Source organism: Pseudomonas sp. Y3 TE3536 (genome assembly GCF_053629175.1).
Genome location: NZ_JBRJHU010000001.1, coordinates 1,738,857 through 1,753,962 on the forward strand (window position 1 = coordinate 1,738,857; position 15,106 = coordinate 1,753,962).

Below are 15,106 nucleotides of genomic sequence, written 5' to 3' on the forward strand. Positions count from 1 at the left end.
GGGGTGTAGGACAATAGGCTGTTCGAAAAAAAGAACGAATGGTTGAACAGCCTATCCGAAATCGCCCGCAAAAGGGCCGGTACAGGGTAGACGATCGGGCTGAAAGAAATGTGAAAGGGGGAGTGTTTGGCGTGAGATTTTCAGCGCCTATGAGATCGAGCGCCGCCCGCGCGGCGCTTCGCAGCACAAGGCTGCTCCTACATTTTTTTCGGGCCAGTTATTCCTGAGGCGGCCGCGCGCAAATATCACAGGCCTCACTGGCCCGAAACTGATGTAGGAGCAGCCTTGTGCTGCGAAGCGCCGCGCGGGCGGCGCTCGATTTACGCAACAGCCGAAAAATTACGGCGAACACTACGATAAAACCAAAAAATCAAAACGCCTTGCCCAGGTCTATCACCAACGCCCGATACCCGACACTGCCCGGCTGCCGGCTGTGCACCTTCAGCTCCACCAGCACCTCCTGCGTCCCGCGGCGCACCTCATTGAGCACGGTGGTAGTCAGTTTCTCTGGGGTCAGGAAATTCACCGAGGCCGAATAGATGAACTGGGTATCGGTCTCGGGCCGGTAGGCCACCACCGAAGTCACCGGGCTGTACCATTCGTCACCGCGCGCTTTGCCGTACTCCCACACCTGCTCGACCGTGCCCTTGGCCTCGTCGATCTTGTACTCCACCGCGCGGCTGTAGTTGCCGGCCAGCTTGGTTGGGGCAAAGTCGCGCCCCCAGCCGTTGTCGAACACGGTCAACGTGCCTTTGCCCGTGAGCCAGGCGGTGTGCTGGGTCCAGGACCAATCGAAGCCTTCGCTCTGCACCGGCGTCAGCACCTTGTCCTGCAAGCGCTCCGGCCACCCCTGCGGCGAGGCGAGAATCCACTTCACGGCTTTGTCACGGCCGATCTTCACCACGCCTTGATGGCGTGCTGAAACGATGATGCTGTCGTCATCTGCGTCGTAGTCGATGGCATTGACGTGCGCCCAGTTGCGCCCGGTGCCAACGCCTGGGGTGTCACCGAATGGCAGGTCGCCTTCGGCCAGTTCGTTGGCCAGCCGGTCTTCGTGCTTTTGCACGCCGTCGGGTAATTGGATCGCCGCCTTGCCAAGGGTTTCCAGCAGGTCGCCGCGGTACGGGTCGAGGATCTGGTTCAGGTCCCAGAAGTCCAACACATCACCCGCTTCGCTCACCTCGATGATGTGGTCACGGATCGAGCGCACGCGCTTGCCGTCTGGCCGGCGATAGTCGCTGGTACCGACCCGCAACAGGTAAGTGCCGTTGGCGGTCTCACGGATTTCGTGGGAGAAGTCGGCAAACTTGTCCGGCAGGCTGCGTTGCCAGATGCGCCGGCCAAGCAGGTCGTATTTGGAGTAAGTCTGGCCCTGGCCCCAGATCAACTTGCCGTCACGGGTCTGCTGGAAGCCCATGGTGCCGCCCAGGCCGTCCCGGCGGTTGGAATCGTGAATCTGCTCGATATCCAGGTACCAGCGCACGTCGCCATTACTGTCGGAGATCCAGTTGTTGCCCACTTGGTCCCACTCGGCCGCACCGCCCAGGGCATTCCACTTGAAGGCCCGGCCGCCCGGGATATCCCCCTGCAGGTGGTTGAACAGGTAAAGGCGATTTTCGAAGCCGGGCGCTACCTTGATGGGTTCGACCTCTGGCAACGCCGCAGTCTGCTTCGCCACCACCGGCAGGCGCACTGCCGGCGCATAGACCTGATAACGCTCGCGGATGCGCTCGCCATCGAGTTTGTAGGTCACTTCAACCTGGTTGACGTAGTCGGGGTACAGCCCGAACACCGGGATGCCGCCATAGGTCCACAGCGAGCGGTCCGACACCTCGTAGGCGATGTCTACGCCCCGCTCGCCGCGGCCCAGCACGCGCACATGGGCCGCACTCAGCGTACGCCCGCCATCGCGGATGATGGCTGTCAGCGGTGCCAGGCGGTACGGGTTGACCACCACGTCGCCCAACAGCGCCTCATCAGGCCCGGGGACCTTGGCTGTGAGGCAGGCGCCTTCAGGCAATGCAGGGGTTTCGGTTTTAGCATTCATGGCAAAGCTCCTTGTGCTCAGAAGTCGTAACGGGCGGTAGCGCCGAAGGTGCGAGGGGTGCCGAGTACCCCGGCATAGCCACCGTTGGCGGAGTTCCACAGGCTGGTGAAGTAGGTCTTGTCGCCGGCGTTTTTCACCCACAGCGACAGGTCGAGCACGCCGTCGCCCTGGTCCAGGCGCACGCCGGTGGAGAGGTTGACCAGCGCATAGCTGGGGATCTGGCCGAAATCAGAGTCGTCGATGGTGCCCACCGCCTTGGAACGGAAGGCGTAGCTGGCGGTGACGTAGGGCTCGACGCGCTCGGCCAGCTGCCACTTGTACTGGGCGTTGAGGTTGGCGATGTACTTGGAGGCGCCGACCACCTGATGGCCCGACAGGTCGCAGGTGGCGGTGGCATTGGCCAGGCTGACTTCGGGCGGGCATGGCGCATCGTCGTACTCGGTGTAGCGCACGTCGTTCCACGAGCCGTTGAAGTTGACCGTGAGGCCGCGCACCGGCAGTGCCGTGGCCTCGAACTCCAGGCCACGCGAACGCACACGCCCCGCGTTGGCCAGGTACTGCACGCGGTTGGCCTCGTCATACACGTTGGCCTGGTAGCCATGCACTTCGGCCCAGAACAGGTTGGCGTTGAGCTGCAGGCGATCATCCAGCAGCGTGCTCTTGACCCCGATTTCGGCGTTGTTGACCCGCTCGGTGCCGACCAGCAGCGAGTCAGTGCCCAAGCGCGGCGCGGCGCCGACGGTAAGGTTGATACCCCCGGATTTCTCGCCATGGGTCAGGGTGGCATAACCCAGTACCTGGTCGTTGAAGCGGTAACTCAGGCCCAGCAGGCCAGAGGGGCTGAAGCTGTACTGGTTGAGATCCCCCGAGTCGTAGGCCCCCACCCGGCCCTGGCGCGCCGCCGCTGCGGCGCCGGTGACCGCCGCGCCCCCCGTAGGCGCATCACGGGTCACCCAGGCGCTTTTCTCCTCGTAAGTGCCGCGCACACCGGCGGTGAAGTCCAGGCGGTCGGTAAGGTGCCAGGTGCCCTGAGCGAACAGCGCATAGCTGTCGGTGTCGATGTGGCCATCACCGAGGGTGTTGACGTTGTTCAGGGCGCCCGCCGGGGTGATGTTCCAGATGTCTGCCTGAGGGCCGTAATAGGTGAAGGACTTATTGTCCAGGTCCTGCTTGAAGTAGTACGCGCCCAGCACGTAGTCGAAGGCACCACCGGTCGGCGAAGCCAGGCGAATCTCCTGCGAATACTGCTTGTCGCGCACCGACACACCAGCGCTGTAGAACACCGGCACGTTGAGGCCATCGTCGTTGCGCGGGGTAAAGTCCCACCAGCGGTAGGCGGTGATCGAGGTGAGGGTGAAGTCGTTGGGCAAGGTCCAGTTGGCCTCGACCGAAGTGCCACCCTGGAACACCGTCACCTGCTGATCGGCATCGAAATTGACCTTGCGGTCCTTGCCCGACACCAGCGTCGCGCCGGCCTGCGCTGCCAGGCTCTCGTAGCGGTTGACGCCGTTGATGGTCGGGCCGGTGCTGTACAAGCTGAGGATGCCGTTGTTGGAATCTTCTTCGTTGTACTCGCCGATCCAACGCAGGTTGAAGGTTTCGCTGGGCTTGAACAGCAATTGGGTGCGAAAGCCCTGGCGCTTGCCGCCGTTGAGGTCGTCACCGTTGTGGATGTTCTTCACGTAGCCATCGTCTTCGGTGCGGTAGGCACTGATGCGCCCGGCCAGGGTGTCGCTGATCGGCCCGGAAAAGCTGCCCTGGGTCTGCAGGTAGCCATCTTCACCAATCGACTGCTGAACACTGCCCTCGCGGTGGAAGGTCGGCTTGCGCGTGGTGATGTTGAGCACACCGGCGGTGGTGTTCTTGCCGAACAGCGTGCCTTGCGGGCCGCGCAGCACCTCCAGTTGCTCGACATCCAGCAGGTCGAACACCGCCATGCCGGGGCGACCTAGGTAGACGTTGTCCAGGTAGATGCCGACGCTGCCTTCCAGGCCATCGCTGGCCGGGTTGTTGCCCAGGCCACGGATCGAGATGCTCGATTGACGGGCATGCACATAGGCGACGTTGGTGCTGGGCACCAGTTGTTGCAGGTCCTGCACGCGGTAGATGCGCTGGGTTTCCAGGGTTTCGCTGTTCAGCACGCTGATCGGCGTGGGCACGCTCTGTGCGGTTTCTTCGCGACGGCGGGCGTTGACGGTAACGGTGCCAAGCTTGGCCTCCTGCTCCACGGCAGGGGCTGTGCTGACAGGCGCTTCGGCAAAGCTGCCAGTGGATGCCGCCAGCAACACGCCAGCGGCCAAGGGTTGCAGGGTGAACCGCGATGCGCGCGCAGGCCAACGGGAAACTCGGGACATGCTGATGCTCCTTGAGGCATGGGCCCTGAGCGAGCATTTCCGTTGGCGGAACCGAATCGCGGTCAGTCGGGCTTATATTCTTTTAAGTGATATAAATATTTGTAATTCATATTTAGTGGAATAAGTAACAGCCTTTATAAGGGGACTCACCCTTATCAGCAATTGCATTTGACCGAAGGTTTTAATGTAGAAAATGCATATCGATCTCCGTCAGCTGCGCCATTACATTGCCCTGGTCGAACACCGCAGTTTCGTGGCCGCGGCCGCTGCGGTGAACCTGTCGCAATCCGCCTTCAGCCGCAGCATCCAGACCCTCGAGCACAACATCGGCTGCCGCCTGGTGGACCGCGCCAGCAAAGAGCTGGCCCCCACCCGCCAGGGTTTGCTGGTGTTGGAGCATTCACGGCGGCTGGTGCACGGGGCGCACAACCTGGTCAATGAAATTCACCAGTTCAACGGCGCCACCACCGGCGTGGTGCGCTTCGGCTCCGGCCCTGCGCCAGCCGGGGGCTTGGTACCGCGGGCAGTGGCGCGCTTCGTCGCCGAATACCCTGCGGCGCGCACGTGTTTTCAGGTGGATAACTGGCAGGCGTTGAACCGCAAGCTGATCGCCGAAGAGATCGAGTTTTTCGTCGCCGACACGCGCCAGTTCGAGTCAGACCCGGATTACCGCGTGCACAAGCTGGCCCCGCAGCGCTGGCACTTCTGCTGCCGCGCTGGGCACCCGCTGACCACGCGGCAGGCAGTGCAGGCGCGGGACCTGTTCGAGTACCCACTGGCCACCACCTTTCGCCCGCCGAACATCCGCAAGGTCCTCAGCGACCTCAGCGGACGGCAGGATTTTCTGCCCACGGTGGAATGCGAACATGGCTATGCGTTGCTGAATGTGGTGATGCATTCGGACACCATCGGCATTGCCTGCAATGCCAACCTGAGGCCGTATCAACGTGACGGGGGGCTGGTGGCGCTGAAACTTTCGGACTTGGCGCCGGAGCACGAAGAAGCGTTTTATACCCGCTATGGGGTGGTGAGCCGGGTGGGGTATGGGTTGTCGCCGTTGGCGCAGGGGTTGGTCAGGCAGTTGATTGCCTGTGATACCGACCTATGAACAACCCTATCGCCCGCTGTGTGTAGGAGCAGCCTTGTGCTGCGAAGAGGCCGGCGCATGCCAAACGTAATGAGCATGGCAGCACCGGCCTCTTCGCAGCACAAGGCTGCTCCCACAGACTGGGCAGTACTTAGCCTTTACGGGTTGTGCGGCTCAGTTGCCCATCCACCCCCACCGGCACCTCACCCGCCAACGTCACCCGCCGAACCACACGCGGCTGGGTGCCATAGTCATCCACCGCATAATGCTGCGTCGCGCGGTTATCCCAGATCGCCACATCCCCCGCTTCCCAGCGCCAGCGCACGGTGTTTTCCAAGCGCGTGACATGCCCCTGCAGCACGGCAAACAGGTGCTGCGAATCGGCCAGCGAATAGCCCTTGATGCGCTTCACGAAGTGCCCCAACTGCAGCGCCCGCTCACCGCTGACCGGGTGCACGCGCACGACCGGATGCTCGGTCTCGTACACCGTCGAGGTGAACACCTGGCGATAACGCTCCAACTTGGCCGGGTCGACGTCAGGCTTGAGGGACGCGTAGTCGTATTCGTTGCTGTGCACCGCCCACAACTTGTCGGCCAGCTCGCGCAGTGGCTCGGGCAGCTCCTGGTACGCCGCTGCGGTATTGGCCCACACGGTATCCCCACCAGACGCCGGCGCCACCACGCTGCGCAGGATGGAGGCCTTGGGGTAGGCATCGACGAAGGTCACGTCGGTGTGCCAGGAGTTGGCCCGCTGGCCTTCGGCACCATCAAGCTGGAGCAGGTAGCTGGTGCCATCGACCACCGGCACGGTGGGGTGGGCGACCGGTTCGCCCAGCAACTTGGCGAAGTCTTCCTGGCTCTGGTCGTCCAGGTGGGTCTGGCCACGGAAGAAGATCACTTTGTGCTCGACCAAAGCCGCCTGTATGGCATCGATCGTGGCGGCATCCAGGTCGGCAGAAAGCTTCAACCCGCGGATCTCGGCGCCGATACGGCCGGCAACCGGGTGGATGTCGAGTTCAAGGGCGAGTGGCGCGGTGGCCAGGGCGGCATTGCTCATGGTCGTGGTCCTTGCGGTTATTGTCGGTTCAAAGGGTTAGCGGGCGGCCTGGACGGCCTGTTGCTGTTGCAGTGCGGTGTCGAGAAAGCGTGGTTCGACCCAGTCGGCAACCTGGAAGCCACGGCGGATCAGGCGCTCTTTGGCGGCCAGGTCGACGCCCTGCTGCAGTTGGGCCAGAAAATCAGCGTCCAGGCGTGGGTCGAAGTAATGCGCGAGGTTTTCCTTGGCCAAGTCATCGCTGAGGATGCTGCGCGGCCAGCTGGCGTTGTTTGCCACCAGGTCGACATAGGCGTCGCGGTTGTGTTCGTCACGCAGCCACGCGGTAGCCTGCTCCTGGGCATTGACCAGGCGCTGCACCAGGTCTGGGTGCTGGCGGATGAATTCGCCGGTGCCCAGCAAGACCGCTTGGGTGCTGCCGGCGCCTTGCAGGTCGCGGGAATTGACGGGTAGCTCGACCAGCCCGCGTTCACGCAGCGCCAGCAGGTTCGACAGGCCCCAGGTGGCATCGATCTGCTTGGCGGCGATTGCGGCGTTGGCAGCGTTGAAGTCGAGGTTGATCACCTTCAGGTCACGCTCGGACAGCCCCTGGCTGGCCAGCGCGCTGGCGAACGACAGCTGGTTGGCAGTGCCGCGGAACACCGCCACACGCTTGCCCTTGAGGTCGTGCAGGGTCTTGATGCCGGACCCCGGCACCACCCCCAGGTAGCTTTTCACCCCCCGCACGCCAGCCGACAGCACGCGGGTATCCAAGCCATTGGCCTTGCCGACGATCGCAGCCAGGTCCCCCAGGTAGGCAAAGTCGGCTTGGCCATTGGCCAGGGCCTCGTTCACCACCGGCCCTGCGCCCTTGAAGAAGTGCCAATCGATGCGGATGCCGTCCTTGGCAAATTCCTTCTCCAGCAATTGCTGGTCGCGCAGCACATCGACCACGCCCCCGGCGCTGTGTTTGCTGCCAGCGCTCAAGTCGGGCACGGCGATGCGGATGCTCGCTGGCTGGGCTGACTCGGCAGCGTGGGCGTTGAGGGTGAAGACCAGCCCAAGGGCGGTGATCAGGTGGCGTAGTGGGGTTTTCATGGCAAGGCTCCTTGGCAGGCTGCCACCGACGAAGGCCGGCGCTTTGGCCAGAAGCTAGGCAGGTCTGGTTAGAACCTACAAAGATCAAAACTTCATTTTTTAGTAACCAGAAGGCATAAATCAGGCGTTATGCGGGCCTGCGGGGGGCTTGCGGGGAACGCATGGAAAATATGAGGAAAACGCAACGGTAAGGGGTTTGCGCATGCAAGGGTTGCATGCTCTTATCTCTTGAAATGCGCACTTATGAATTTTTAATTCCATTAGTGCATAAGATAACAACGCTTCGTTCGAGAGATGCCGATGAATGGAATTCTGAACAGGAGTTGGGGGTGGCTTCGGGGGCCGCTTCGCGGCCCTTTCGCGACGCAAGGCAGCGCCTACAAGAGGGCTGCGTACCTTTCTTGGGTATTGCCGGTGTTGATCGCGGTGTTGTGGGTGGTCGCCAGCCAGCAACACTGGATGAGCGAGCAGATTTTGCCGCCGCCTTCGCGGGTGTGGGAGAGCGCGCTGGAGTTTGGCTCCGGGGAGCTTTGGGGGCACCTGTGGATAAGTGTGCAGCGGCTGTTCTGGGGCTTGGCGGTCGGCATTGTCAGCGGGTTGCTGCTGGGCACCTGGCTGGGGTCGTCGCGGCGGGCACAGACGCTGGTGCTGCCCACCTTCGTCGCGCTGGCGCAAATTCCCACCCTGGCCTGGATTCCGCTGTTCATGCTGTTTTTCGGCATCGGCGAGTTGCTGAAGCTGGTGGTGCTGGTCAAAGCCGTGGTGGTGCCGGTCACCCTGCACACCCTGGTTGGCGTGCGCGATGCCCAACCCAAGCTGCGTGAAGCTGCAGCGGCGTTGCGCTTGCCCCGTCACCTGTTGTTCCTGCGGCTGCTGTTGCCCGCCGCCCTGCCCGCCTTCCTCACGGGCGTACGCCTGGCCCTGGCTACCGGCTGGACGTCGTTGCTGGCCGTGGAGCTGCTGGCCTCCAGCGAGGGCATCGGCTACCTGATGGTGTGGGGCCGGCAGTTGTTCATGCTCGACCTGGTGCTGCTCTGCATCCTGGTGATCGGCCTGGTTGGGGCGCTCATGGAGCAAGGCTTCTCGCGCCTGGAGAAACGCCTACTGTTCTGGCCGCAACCCGCAACCGGCGAGCAGCAGCGCGGCCCGATCCCAAAAGGTTGGCAAAGCCTACTGCTGCCGATTGCACTGCTGGCGCTGTGGCAGGCCACCAGCACCGTGGGCTGGGTTGACCAGAACATCCTCACGTCACCGCTGGGCGTGCTGCACACCCTGTTCAGCGGGCTGGCGGACGGCACGCTGCCACAGGCGTTGCTGCTGAGCCTGCAACGCACCTTGACCGGCCTGGTGCTGGGCGGTGGCGCGGGTTTGCTGGTTGGCCTGCTGCTGGGGCTTTCGCACCGCGCCGAGCGCGTGTTCGGCCCGAGCCTGACGGCCGTGCGCCAAGTGGCGCTGTTTGCCTGGGTGCCACTGCTCACGGCCTGGTTCGGCCTGGGCGAAGGCGCCAAGACTGTGTTCGTGGCCCTGGCGGCGTTCTTCCCGTTGCTGATCGCCACCCAGCGCGGTATCGCCGGGCTGTCGCCTCAGCTGGGCGAGGCCGCCCGCACCTTGCGCCTGAGCCTGTGGCAACGCTTGCGCCGGTTGGTGCTGCCCGGCGCTGCCCCGGCGATTTTCGCCGGCCTGCGCCTGTCGCTGATCTACGCCTGGCTGGGCACCATCGGCGCCGAATACTTCATGCCTTCTGACGGCGGCATCGCCAGCCTGATGATCGGCGCCCAACAGCTGTTCCGCATGGACCAGGTGATAGCCGCCATGGTCCTGATCGGCCTGGTCGGCGCCCTGCTCGGCACCCTCGGACAACGCCTCGAATCGCGCGCCACGCGCTGGAGAACCGCATGAATGCCTTCAACACCTCGCACCTGCCTGCGGCCAATCAACCCGACGTCACCCCGCCATTGGTCAGCTTCGAGGGGGTCGGTAAGGTTTTCCGCGTCGATGGCCAACCGTTGGAGGCCATTCACGATTTCAACCTGTCGATCAACGAAGGCGAATTCATCGCCATCGTCGGTGCGTCTGGCTGTGGCAAATCCACCCTGCTGCGCCTGCTGGTGGGGCTCGACACCGACTACAGCGGCAGCATCCGCGTCGACGGGCGCGCGGTCAGTGGCATCGGTGGCGAACGCGGCATCGTGTTTCAGGAACACCGCCTGTTCCCCTGGCTGACGGTGGAGCAGAACATCGCCCTGGGGCTGGTCAACGAACAGCTCACCCAAGGTGAGCGCGCCCGGCGCGTGCATGAATTTGTGCTGCTGGTCGGCCTTAGCGGGTTCGAGTCGGCTTACCCGCACCAGCTTTCCGGCGGCATGGCCCAGCGCGTGGCGATCGCCCGCGGGCTGGTGGCAAGCCCACGGATCCTGTTGCTTGACGAGCCCTTCGGCGCGCTCGATGCGCTGACCCGCCAGCAACTGCAGGATGAGCTGCTGGCCATTCGGGAACGAGCCGGCATCACCACCCTGCTGGTGACCCACGACGCCGAAGAGGCCACCTACCTGGCCGACCGGGTGGTCGTGCTGGAACCGCGCCCGGGGCGGATCAAGTCGGTGGTCGAAATCGACCTGCCACACCCGCGCCTGCGCACAGGCGTGGCGCTGCATGGGCTGCGCGAGAAGGTGCTGCACCAAATCACCGGTGCCGGCGGTTACCTGCCACCCGTGATTCGCCGGGTAGAAGGGCTGCGGCCCGAGCTGATCGCACTCTGATGGCCTGTAGGAGCAGCCTTGTGCTGCGAAGAGGCCGGTGACAGGAACGCAGACGTGTGCCGTTGTCACCGGCCTCTTCGCAGCACAAGGCTGCTCCTACAGGCGTTATGCCCAAAGCACGGGTAAAAACAGCTACAGATCAAGGCGATGGACGCAACCGAAACAGATGGGTATCATGCGTGCGCGTTGCACTCGTAGCTCAGCTGGATAGAGTACTGCCCTCCGAAGGCAGGGGTCGTGGGTTCGAATCCCGCCGAGTGCGCCATCTTCGAAAGCCCTGGGATTTTTCCCGGGGCTTTTTCGTTTGTGCGACATGTCGCGTTTCTGGTACTCCCGTACTGCAGAGCATTGGTGTTAGCGTGGGCACCTTCCCGTTTTTCGAACGGGTACCCCCAACAATGACTCGCGAAGGAATGCGCGCGCCCATGTACCTGAAAAAACTCACCGCTACCTCACTGCTGCTGGCCAGCATCGGCCTGTTCAGCGTACCGGCCCAGGCCAACCTCTCCCAGCAACAATCCGCGGCCATCATCAAGGCCTACGACGGCACAGAACTGGCGGACTTCAAACAGTTCATCGGCAAGCTCAACGGCAGCGACCTGGCCAAGGCCGACAACCTCGGCGAGACGCTGAGCGCGTACCTGGCCAACAAGCCGCTGGCCGACGAGCAGCAGAACGAAATCAACCGCCTGCTGGGCCTGTATACCCGTATCAAGTACGGCAAGGCCGCCACCGAGACCCTGCGCGAACTGGTGGCCATCCCCACCTTCAGCGTCGATGGTGTGCCGCAGCACGAGAACCCCGAGTTCCTGAAGATCGCGGACAAGATCAAAGCCCTGGCCGAAGGCTTTGGCCTGACGTTCCGCAATATCGACAACCGGGTCTACGAGATCACCCTGGGCGAAGGCAAAGAGGTGGTCGGCATCCATGCCCACGCCGACGTGGTGCCGGTCAACCCGGACAACTGGAAGCTGGACGATGGCACTCGCCTCGACCCCTTCAAGGTCACGCTGGTGGGTGACCGCATGTATGGCCGCGGCACCGAAGACGACAAGAACGGCATCGTCGTGGCGCTGTATGCGCTGAAAGTGGCCAAGGACGAGAAGCTGCCGCTGGCCCGGCAACTCAAACTGCTGGTGGACACCACCGAAGAAACCAGCGGTGACGCGATCCCTTACTACTTCGAGCGCAACCCGACGCCCGACTACAACCTGGCGCTGGACGGCGGCTACCCTGTGGTGATCGCCGAGAAAGGCTACGGCACGGTCATGGCCAGCTTCGCCAAGCGCGCCGCCACCGGCAAGGGCGCCGAAATCACCCACCTCACCGGCGGCCTGGCCACCAACCAGATCCCGACGACGTCGGTCGCCACCCTGGCCAGCGACAAGCCTGCCGAGCTGGCAGCCAGCCTGAACAAGGCCGGGGCCGCGTATGTGAAGGGCAACGGCGGTGATTTCAGCATCGATGCCAAGGTGGTTGGCAAGGACGTGCAGCTCACGGTGAAAGGCGTCTCGGCCCACTCCTCGGAGCCAGAGTCCGGGGTCAACCCGGTGGCGCGCATGCTGGTGTTCATCAATGGCCTGGGCAAGCAGGTGCCGCTCAAGCACAACCAGTTCACCGACGCCGCCCGCTATGCCAGCGACAACTGGGGCCTGGACTACCTGGGCAAAAAGCTCGGCGTAGGCTTTGAAGACGCGTTCATGGGGCCGCTGACCGCCTCGCCGACCTTTGTCGGCGTGGACGACAAGGGGCTGAAACTGGCGGTCAACCTGCGTATCCCGAAGGGCAAGGAAATTGCCGTGATCAAGGATGACCTGGCGGCCAAGCTGGATAAATGGAAGAGCACCAGCCACGTCCCGGTGGCCTTCGACTACAGCCTCGACGCGCCGATGTACCGCAACCCGGAGGGCGAGTGGGTCAAGGCCCTGCTTGCCGTGGCCAGCGAGAACCTGGGCATGAAGCACGAGTTTGGCACGTCGGCAGGGGCTACCTCGGTGCATGACTTGCCCAACGGCGTGCAGTTCGGCCTGGCCATGCCTGACGTGAAATACACCGGGCACAACGACAACGAGTTCAAGACCGTGGAGCAGTTCATGCTGGATCTGCAGGTAGTGAGCGAGATGGTCGCGCGCATCGGGCAGATGCCGAAGCTGTAGCGCAATCACCTGTAGGAGCAGCCTTGTGCTGCGAAGAGGCCGGTAAACCTAGCAGAGTTGCATACTCAGTACCGGCCTCTTCGCAGCGCAAGGCTGCTCCTACAAGGGTGCGTATTACCCGGAAGGCCGGGTTACCGAAGATCGGTACTCAGGCTAGGCGTGCCAAAGCCTTCCAACGTTGCGTTGGACGCATTCAAGTACTGCGCCCAGAAGTCGTTCAGCGCATCCATGGTCTTGCCAGAGCGGTAGGCATGCTTCACCGCGTCGGTGACCAGCCCAGCGCCAGACACATACACCCGGGCGCCTTGCAGGTCGGCGTACAGCCCCTTGCTCTGCGCAAGCTTCAGCTCGTTGCCAACGTTCAGTTGCTTGATCTGGTTGGCCGCGTAGAAGCTGGTGTAGTCGGAATGCTCGAGCATGTCCGAAATCAGGTACACCACCCGCTCCTGGATACCCTGCTCTTTGCCCATGTCTTCACCGACACGGCGCAGGGTGTTCATGATTTCGCTCTTGGGGATGTCCTGACGCGCCTCGCGCAGGCCCTTCACGAACAGCCCGCCGAAACCGGTCTGAAACGCCTTTTTCTGGGTCGCCAGGCACTGGTCCAGGCCACGCAGCTTGCGCATGTTCACATCGTCGCGAACCTCGCCCTGCAACGGCGTGTCCAGCTCGCCGGCATACACCAGGCGCTGATACTCACCCGGCAGGAACGCCGAGAAGGTATAGAGCCTGACGCGATCGCCCGGCTGCACGAACCGGTCGATCTGGCCCCAGGCGCTGCGCTGCAGGTCTTCTGGCATCGGGATGGTCTGATCGATGATCACCACCAGCTCGCGGCCGGAACCTGCAGGCTTGATGTCTGCCAGGCCATTGCGCGTGTAGCAGCTCTGCAGATCGTTGCGTTCGGCGGCCAGCGCTGCACACGGCAGCGCCAGCGCCAGGATCAGGGCCTTGGCAAGCCTCATGACAGCATGCCCTCCTTCTTCGCCGGGAACAGGCCAAGCGCCTTGAGTGCTTGCTGTTGCTCGCGGATGTCGCGCAGTTGCGCCTCGCTGACATTCAGCGCACGGCTGGCGGCGGCCAGGCTTTCTTCCGGCAGGCCAGTCACATCGTGGAACTCGGAGGCCTTGATAGCGACCGGCTCGGCCACTGCAGCAGCAGGGGCTACGGCAGGCGCAGGCTCGACCGGCGTCGCGGCGACAGCGACGGCTACAGCCGCGGGTGCTGGTGCAACGGTTTCAATCGGCCGGGCTGGCTTCTCTGGCTGCTCCGATACTTTGTCAGCCTTGTGTTCGACGAAGCTCAAGAAATTGCGGCGGGCGGTGTTTTCCCCATCCAGTGCCGTCAGCACATTGGCATCGGTGTGATCACGGCTGGACAACAAGGTCTGCAAGCGGCGCAGCTTGTCATCGGCATGGCTGGCGATGGCCGAACGCTTCTGGTCCATCGCATCGAGCATTTCTTCAGAGGTGGCGTACTTGTGGGTACGCTGCCAGGCGGTGTGCGAGTGTGTACCGGCGAAGAAGTAGCGGCTGGCCAACCACAGGCTGATGCCTTGGATCGCCACGTAGATCAGCGACAGCATCACGTAGGTCGTCAGGCTGGCCTTGCGGATCGCCTGCATCTTGTCGTCGATGGTGGCGTTATCCGCTTCATCGTTGATGGCCTGGGATTCTGCTGGCAGGTCGAACGGCGAGCCTGCGGTGCTGCTTTGCGTGGACGCTTCGGCACGCATGCCGTTGACCATCTCGGTCTCGATGCTGTCCAGGGTGGCCGAACGGATGAGGAAGGCACCAATGGCCATGGCCACCACGAACGCACCGCAGGTGATCAACCAGAAGAACTTGCGCGTGACGTTGGCGTTCACGTCCTTCACACGGGCCAGCAACTGCTCGTAGTCAGGCTTGTCAGAGTCGCTGAAGGAGTCTTCCAGGTTGATGGCTTTGTTGGCTTTCAGCGAGCGCGAGCGCTTGGAAGGCTCTTCACCCTGCCACCAATGGCGGGCGCGAGCGACCAGGCTGTTGTGGTGCACCGCGTGCCCGGCAGCCTCGGCCAGAAACGCCGACGCAACGGCCAGCAGAATCGCCACGAATGCCGTCAGCCAGTGACGGTCATTGGTCGACGCATCCATGTTCACCCAGCCGGCGACCACATAGGCAAACCCCATGGCCTCGATCACCACCAGCAACAGGACAACCGCCAACACCCACCACGGCCGCGCAGAACGCCCGGCCTCACCGGCCTTGGACAGGTAGTCCAGGTAGGCGCTGTAGGCGTTCGCGTCCTTGGCGTAGAGCTTGAACTTCTTGTTGTACACGTTCGACAGGGTGACTTCGTGGTTGATCCAGCCTTCAGCGTCGACCGAAGCCGGCTTGCGCGACAGGCGCGCGACCGTACCGATCAAGGGGAAGCTGTGCCAGACACGGGTCAGGAAGTAGGAAACCTCTTCCCAATAGTTACGCACGATCACCGCAGTGATCAGCAACGAAAGCAGGCCGGCAGAGAGCAACTGATTGGCGAGAATCAGTGATTTAAGTGCAGCAAGCGAAAAGTCTTCCATTCAGGACGTCCT

10 protein-coding genes and 1 tRNA gene are annotated in these 15,106 nt (G+C 63.0%); 5 read left to right on the forward strand and 6 right to left on the reverse strand.

Annotation, left to right across the window (positions count from 1 at the left end; translation table 11 throughout):
• Positions 1-370: 370 nt before the first annotated feature.
• Positions 371-2,047 carry an aryl-sulfate sulfotransferase gene (locus tag AB7M33_RS07925; RefSeq protein ID WP_454242672.1) on the reverse strand — a complete coding sequence of 559 codons (1,677 nt, stop codon included), beginning with the start codon at positions 2,045-2,047 and terminating at the stop codon, positions 371-373.
• Between the two features lie 17 nt (positions 2,048-2,064).
• Positions 2,065-4,401 carry a TonB-dependent receptor gene (locus tag AB7M33_RS07930; RefSeq protein ID WP_099428053.1) on the reverse strand — a complete coding sequence of 779 codons (2,337 nt, stop codon included), beginning with the start codon at positions 4,399-4,401 and terminating at the stop codon, positions 2,065-2,067.
• Between the two features lie 193 nt (positions 4,402-4,594).
• On the opposite strand from AB7M33_RS07930, the gene AB7M33_RS07935 reads away from it, so the two are divergent.
• Positions 4,595-5,509 (forward strand): LysR family transcriptional regulator, encoded by a 915-nt coding sequence (locus tag AB7M33_RS07935; RefSeq protein ID WP_027595151.1) that lies wholly within the window; start codon positions 4,595-4,597, stop codon positions 5,507-5,509.
• A 130-nt stretch (positions 5,510-5,639) separates the two neighbouring features.
• Here AB7M33_RS07935 and AB7M33_RS07940 read toward each other — a convergent pair whose 3' ends face one another.
• Together AB7M33_RS07940 and AB7M33_RS07945 are read right to left on the reverse strand one after the other, a co-directional pair.
• Entirely contained in the window at positions 5,640-6,545 is a 906-nt protein-coding gene (locus AB7M33_RS07940; protein WP_454242673.1) for a TauD/TfdA dioxygenase family protein, read from the reverse strand.
• Between the two features lie 36 nt (positions 6,546-6,581).
• Positions 6,582-7,619: an ABC transporter substrate-binding protein gene (locus AB7M33_RS07945; RefSeq protein ID WP_265969196.1), complete on the reverse strand. Its 1,038-nt coding sequence runs from the start codon at positions 7,617-7,619 to the stop codon at positions 6,582-6,584.
• Between the two features lie 300 nt (positions 7,620-7,919).
• On the opposite strand from AB7M33_RS07945, the gene AB7M33_RS07950 reads away from it, so the two are divergent.
• The 4 genes from AB7M33_RS07950 (at position 7,920) to AB7M33_RS07965 (ending at position 12,534) form a co-directional block, all read left to right on the forward strand.
• Positions 7,920-9,518 (forward strand): ABC transporter permease, encoded by a 1,599-nt coding sequence (locus AB7M33_RS07950; RefSeq protein WP_454242674.1) that lies wholly within the window; start codon positions 7,920-7,922, stop codon positions 9,516-9,518.
• Positions 9,515-10,378 carry an ABC transporter ATP-binding protein gene (locus AB7M33_RS07955; protein WP_454242675.1) on the forward strand — a complete coding sequence of 288 codons (864 nt, stop codon included), beginning with the start codon at positions 9,515-9,517 and terminating at the stop codon, positions 10,376-10,378. Before AB7M33_RS07950 ends, AB7M33_RS07955 begins: the two co-directional genes overlap by 4 nt.
• A 188-nt stretch (positions 10,379-10,566) precedes the next feature.
• Positions 10,567-10,643 (forward strand) — tRNA-Arg (locus AB7M33_RS07960).
• A 160-nt stretch (positions 10,644-10,803) separates the two neighbouring features.
• A complete protein-coding gene (locus AB7M33_RS07965; RefSeq protein ID WP_454242676.1) occupies positions 10,804-12,534 on the forward strand; it encodes a dipeptidase in 1,731 nt (576 codons plus the stop codon).
• A gap of 131 nt (positions 12,535-12,665) precedes the next feature.
• On the opposite strand, the gene AB7M33_RS07970 is transcribed toward AB7M33_RS07965, so the two are convergent.
• A complete protein-coding gene (locus AB7M33_RS07970) occupies positions 12,666-13,499 on the reverse strand; it encodes a hypothetical protein (RefSeq protein ID WP_027595145.1) in 834 nt (277 codons plus the stop codon).
• The gene (locus AB7M33_RS07975) at positions 13,496-15,094 is read right to left on the reverse strand and encodes a hypothetical protein (protein WP_454242677.1); all 1,599 of its coding nucleotides are present in this window, start codon (positions 15,092-15,094) and stop codon (positions 13,496-13,498) included. The genes AB7M33_RS07970 and AB7M33_RS07975 overlap by 4 nt, the downstream gene beginning before the upstream one ends.
• Positions 15,095-15,106 lie beyond the last annotated feature (12 nt).

What these genes read in the sequence shown, in the direction of transcription:
- AB7M33_RS07925 (WP_454242672.1), bottom strand. Translation starts at nt 2,047, where the DNA reads ATGAATGCTAAAACCGAAACCCCTGCATTGCCTGAAGGCGCCTGCCTC.
- AB7M33_RS07930 (WP_099428053.1), bottom strand. Translation starts at nt 4,401, where the DNA reads ATGTCCCGAGTTTCCCGTTGGCCTGCGCGCGCATCGCGGTTCACCCTG.
- AB7M33_RS07935 (WP_027595151.1), top strand. Translation starts at nt 4,595, where the DNA reads ATGCATATCGATCTCCGTCAGCTGCGCCATTACATTGCCCTGGTCGAA.
- AB7M33_RS07940 (WP_454242673.1), bottom strand. Translation starts at nt 6,545, where the DNA reads ATGAGCAATGCCGCCCTGGCCACCGCGCCACTCGCCCTTGAACTCGAC.
- AB7M33_RS07945 (WP_265969196.1), bottom strand. Translation starts at nt 7,619, where the DNA reads ATGAAAACCCCACTACGCCACCTGATCACCGCCCTTGGGCTGGTCTTC.
- AB7M33_RS07950 (WP_454242674.1), top strand. Translation starts at nt 7,920, where the DNA reads ATGAATGGAATTCTGAACAGGAGTTGGGGGTGGCTTCGGGGGCCGCTT.
- AB7M33_RS07955 (WP_454242675.1), top strand. Translation starts at nt 9,515, where the DNA reads ATGAATGCCTTCAACACCTCGCACCTGCCTGCGGCCAATCAACCCGAC.
- AB7M33_RS07965 (WP_454242676.1), top strand. Translation starts at nt 10,804, where the DNA reads ATGTACCTGAAAAAACTCACCGCTACCTCACTGCTGCTGGCCAGCATC.
- AB7M33_RS07970 (WP_027595145.1), bottom strand. Translation starts at nt 13,499, where the DNA reads ATGAGGCTTGCCAAGGCCCTGATCCTGGCGCTGGCGCTGCCGTGTGCA.
- AB7M33_RS07975 (WP_454242677.1), bottom strand. Translation starts at nt 15,094, where the DNA reads ATGGAAGACTTTTCGCTTGCTGCACTTAAATCACTGATTCTCGCCAAT.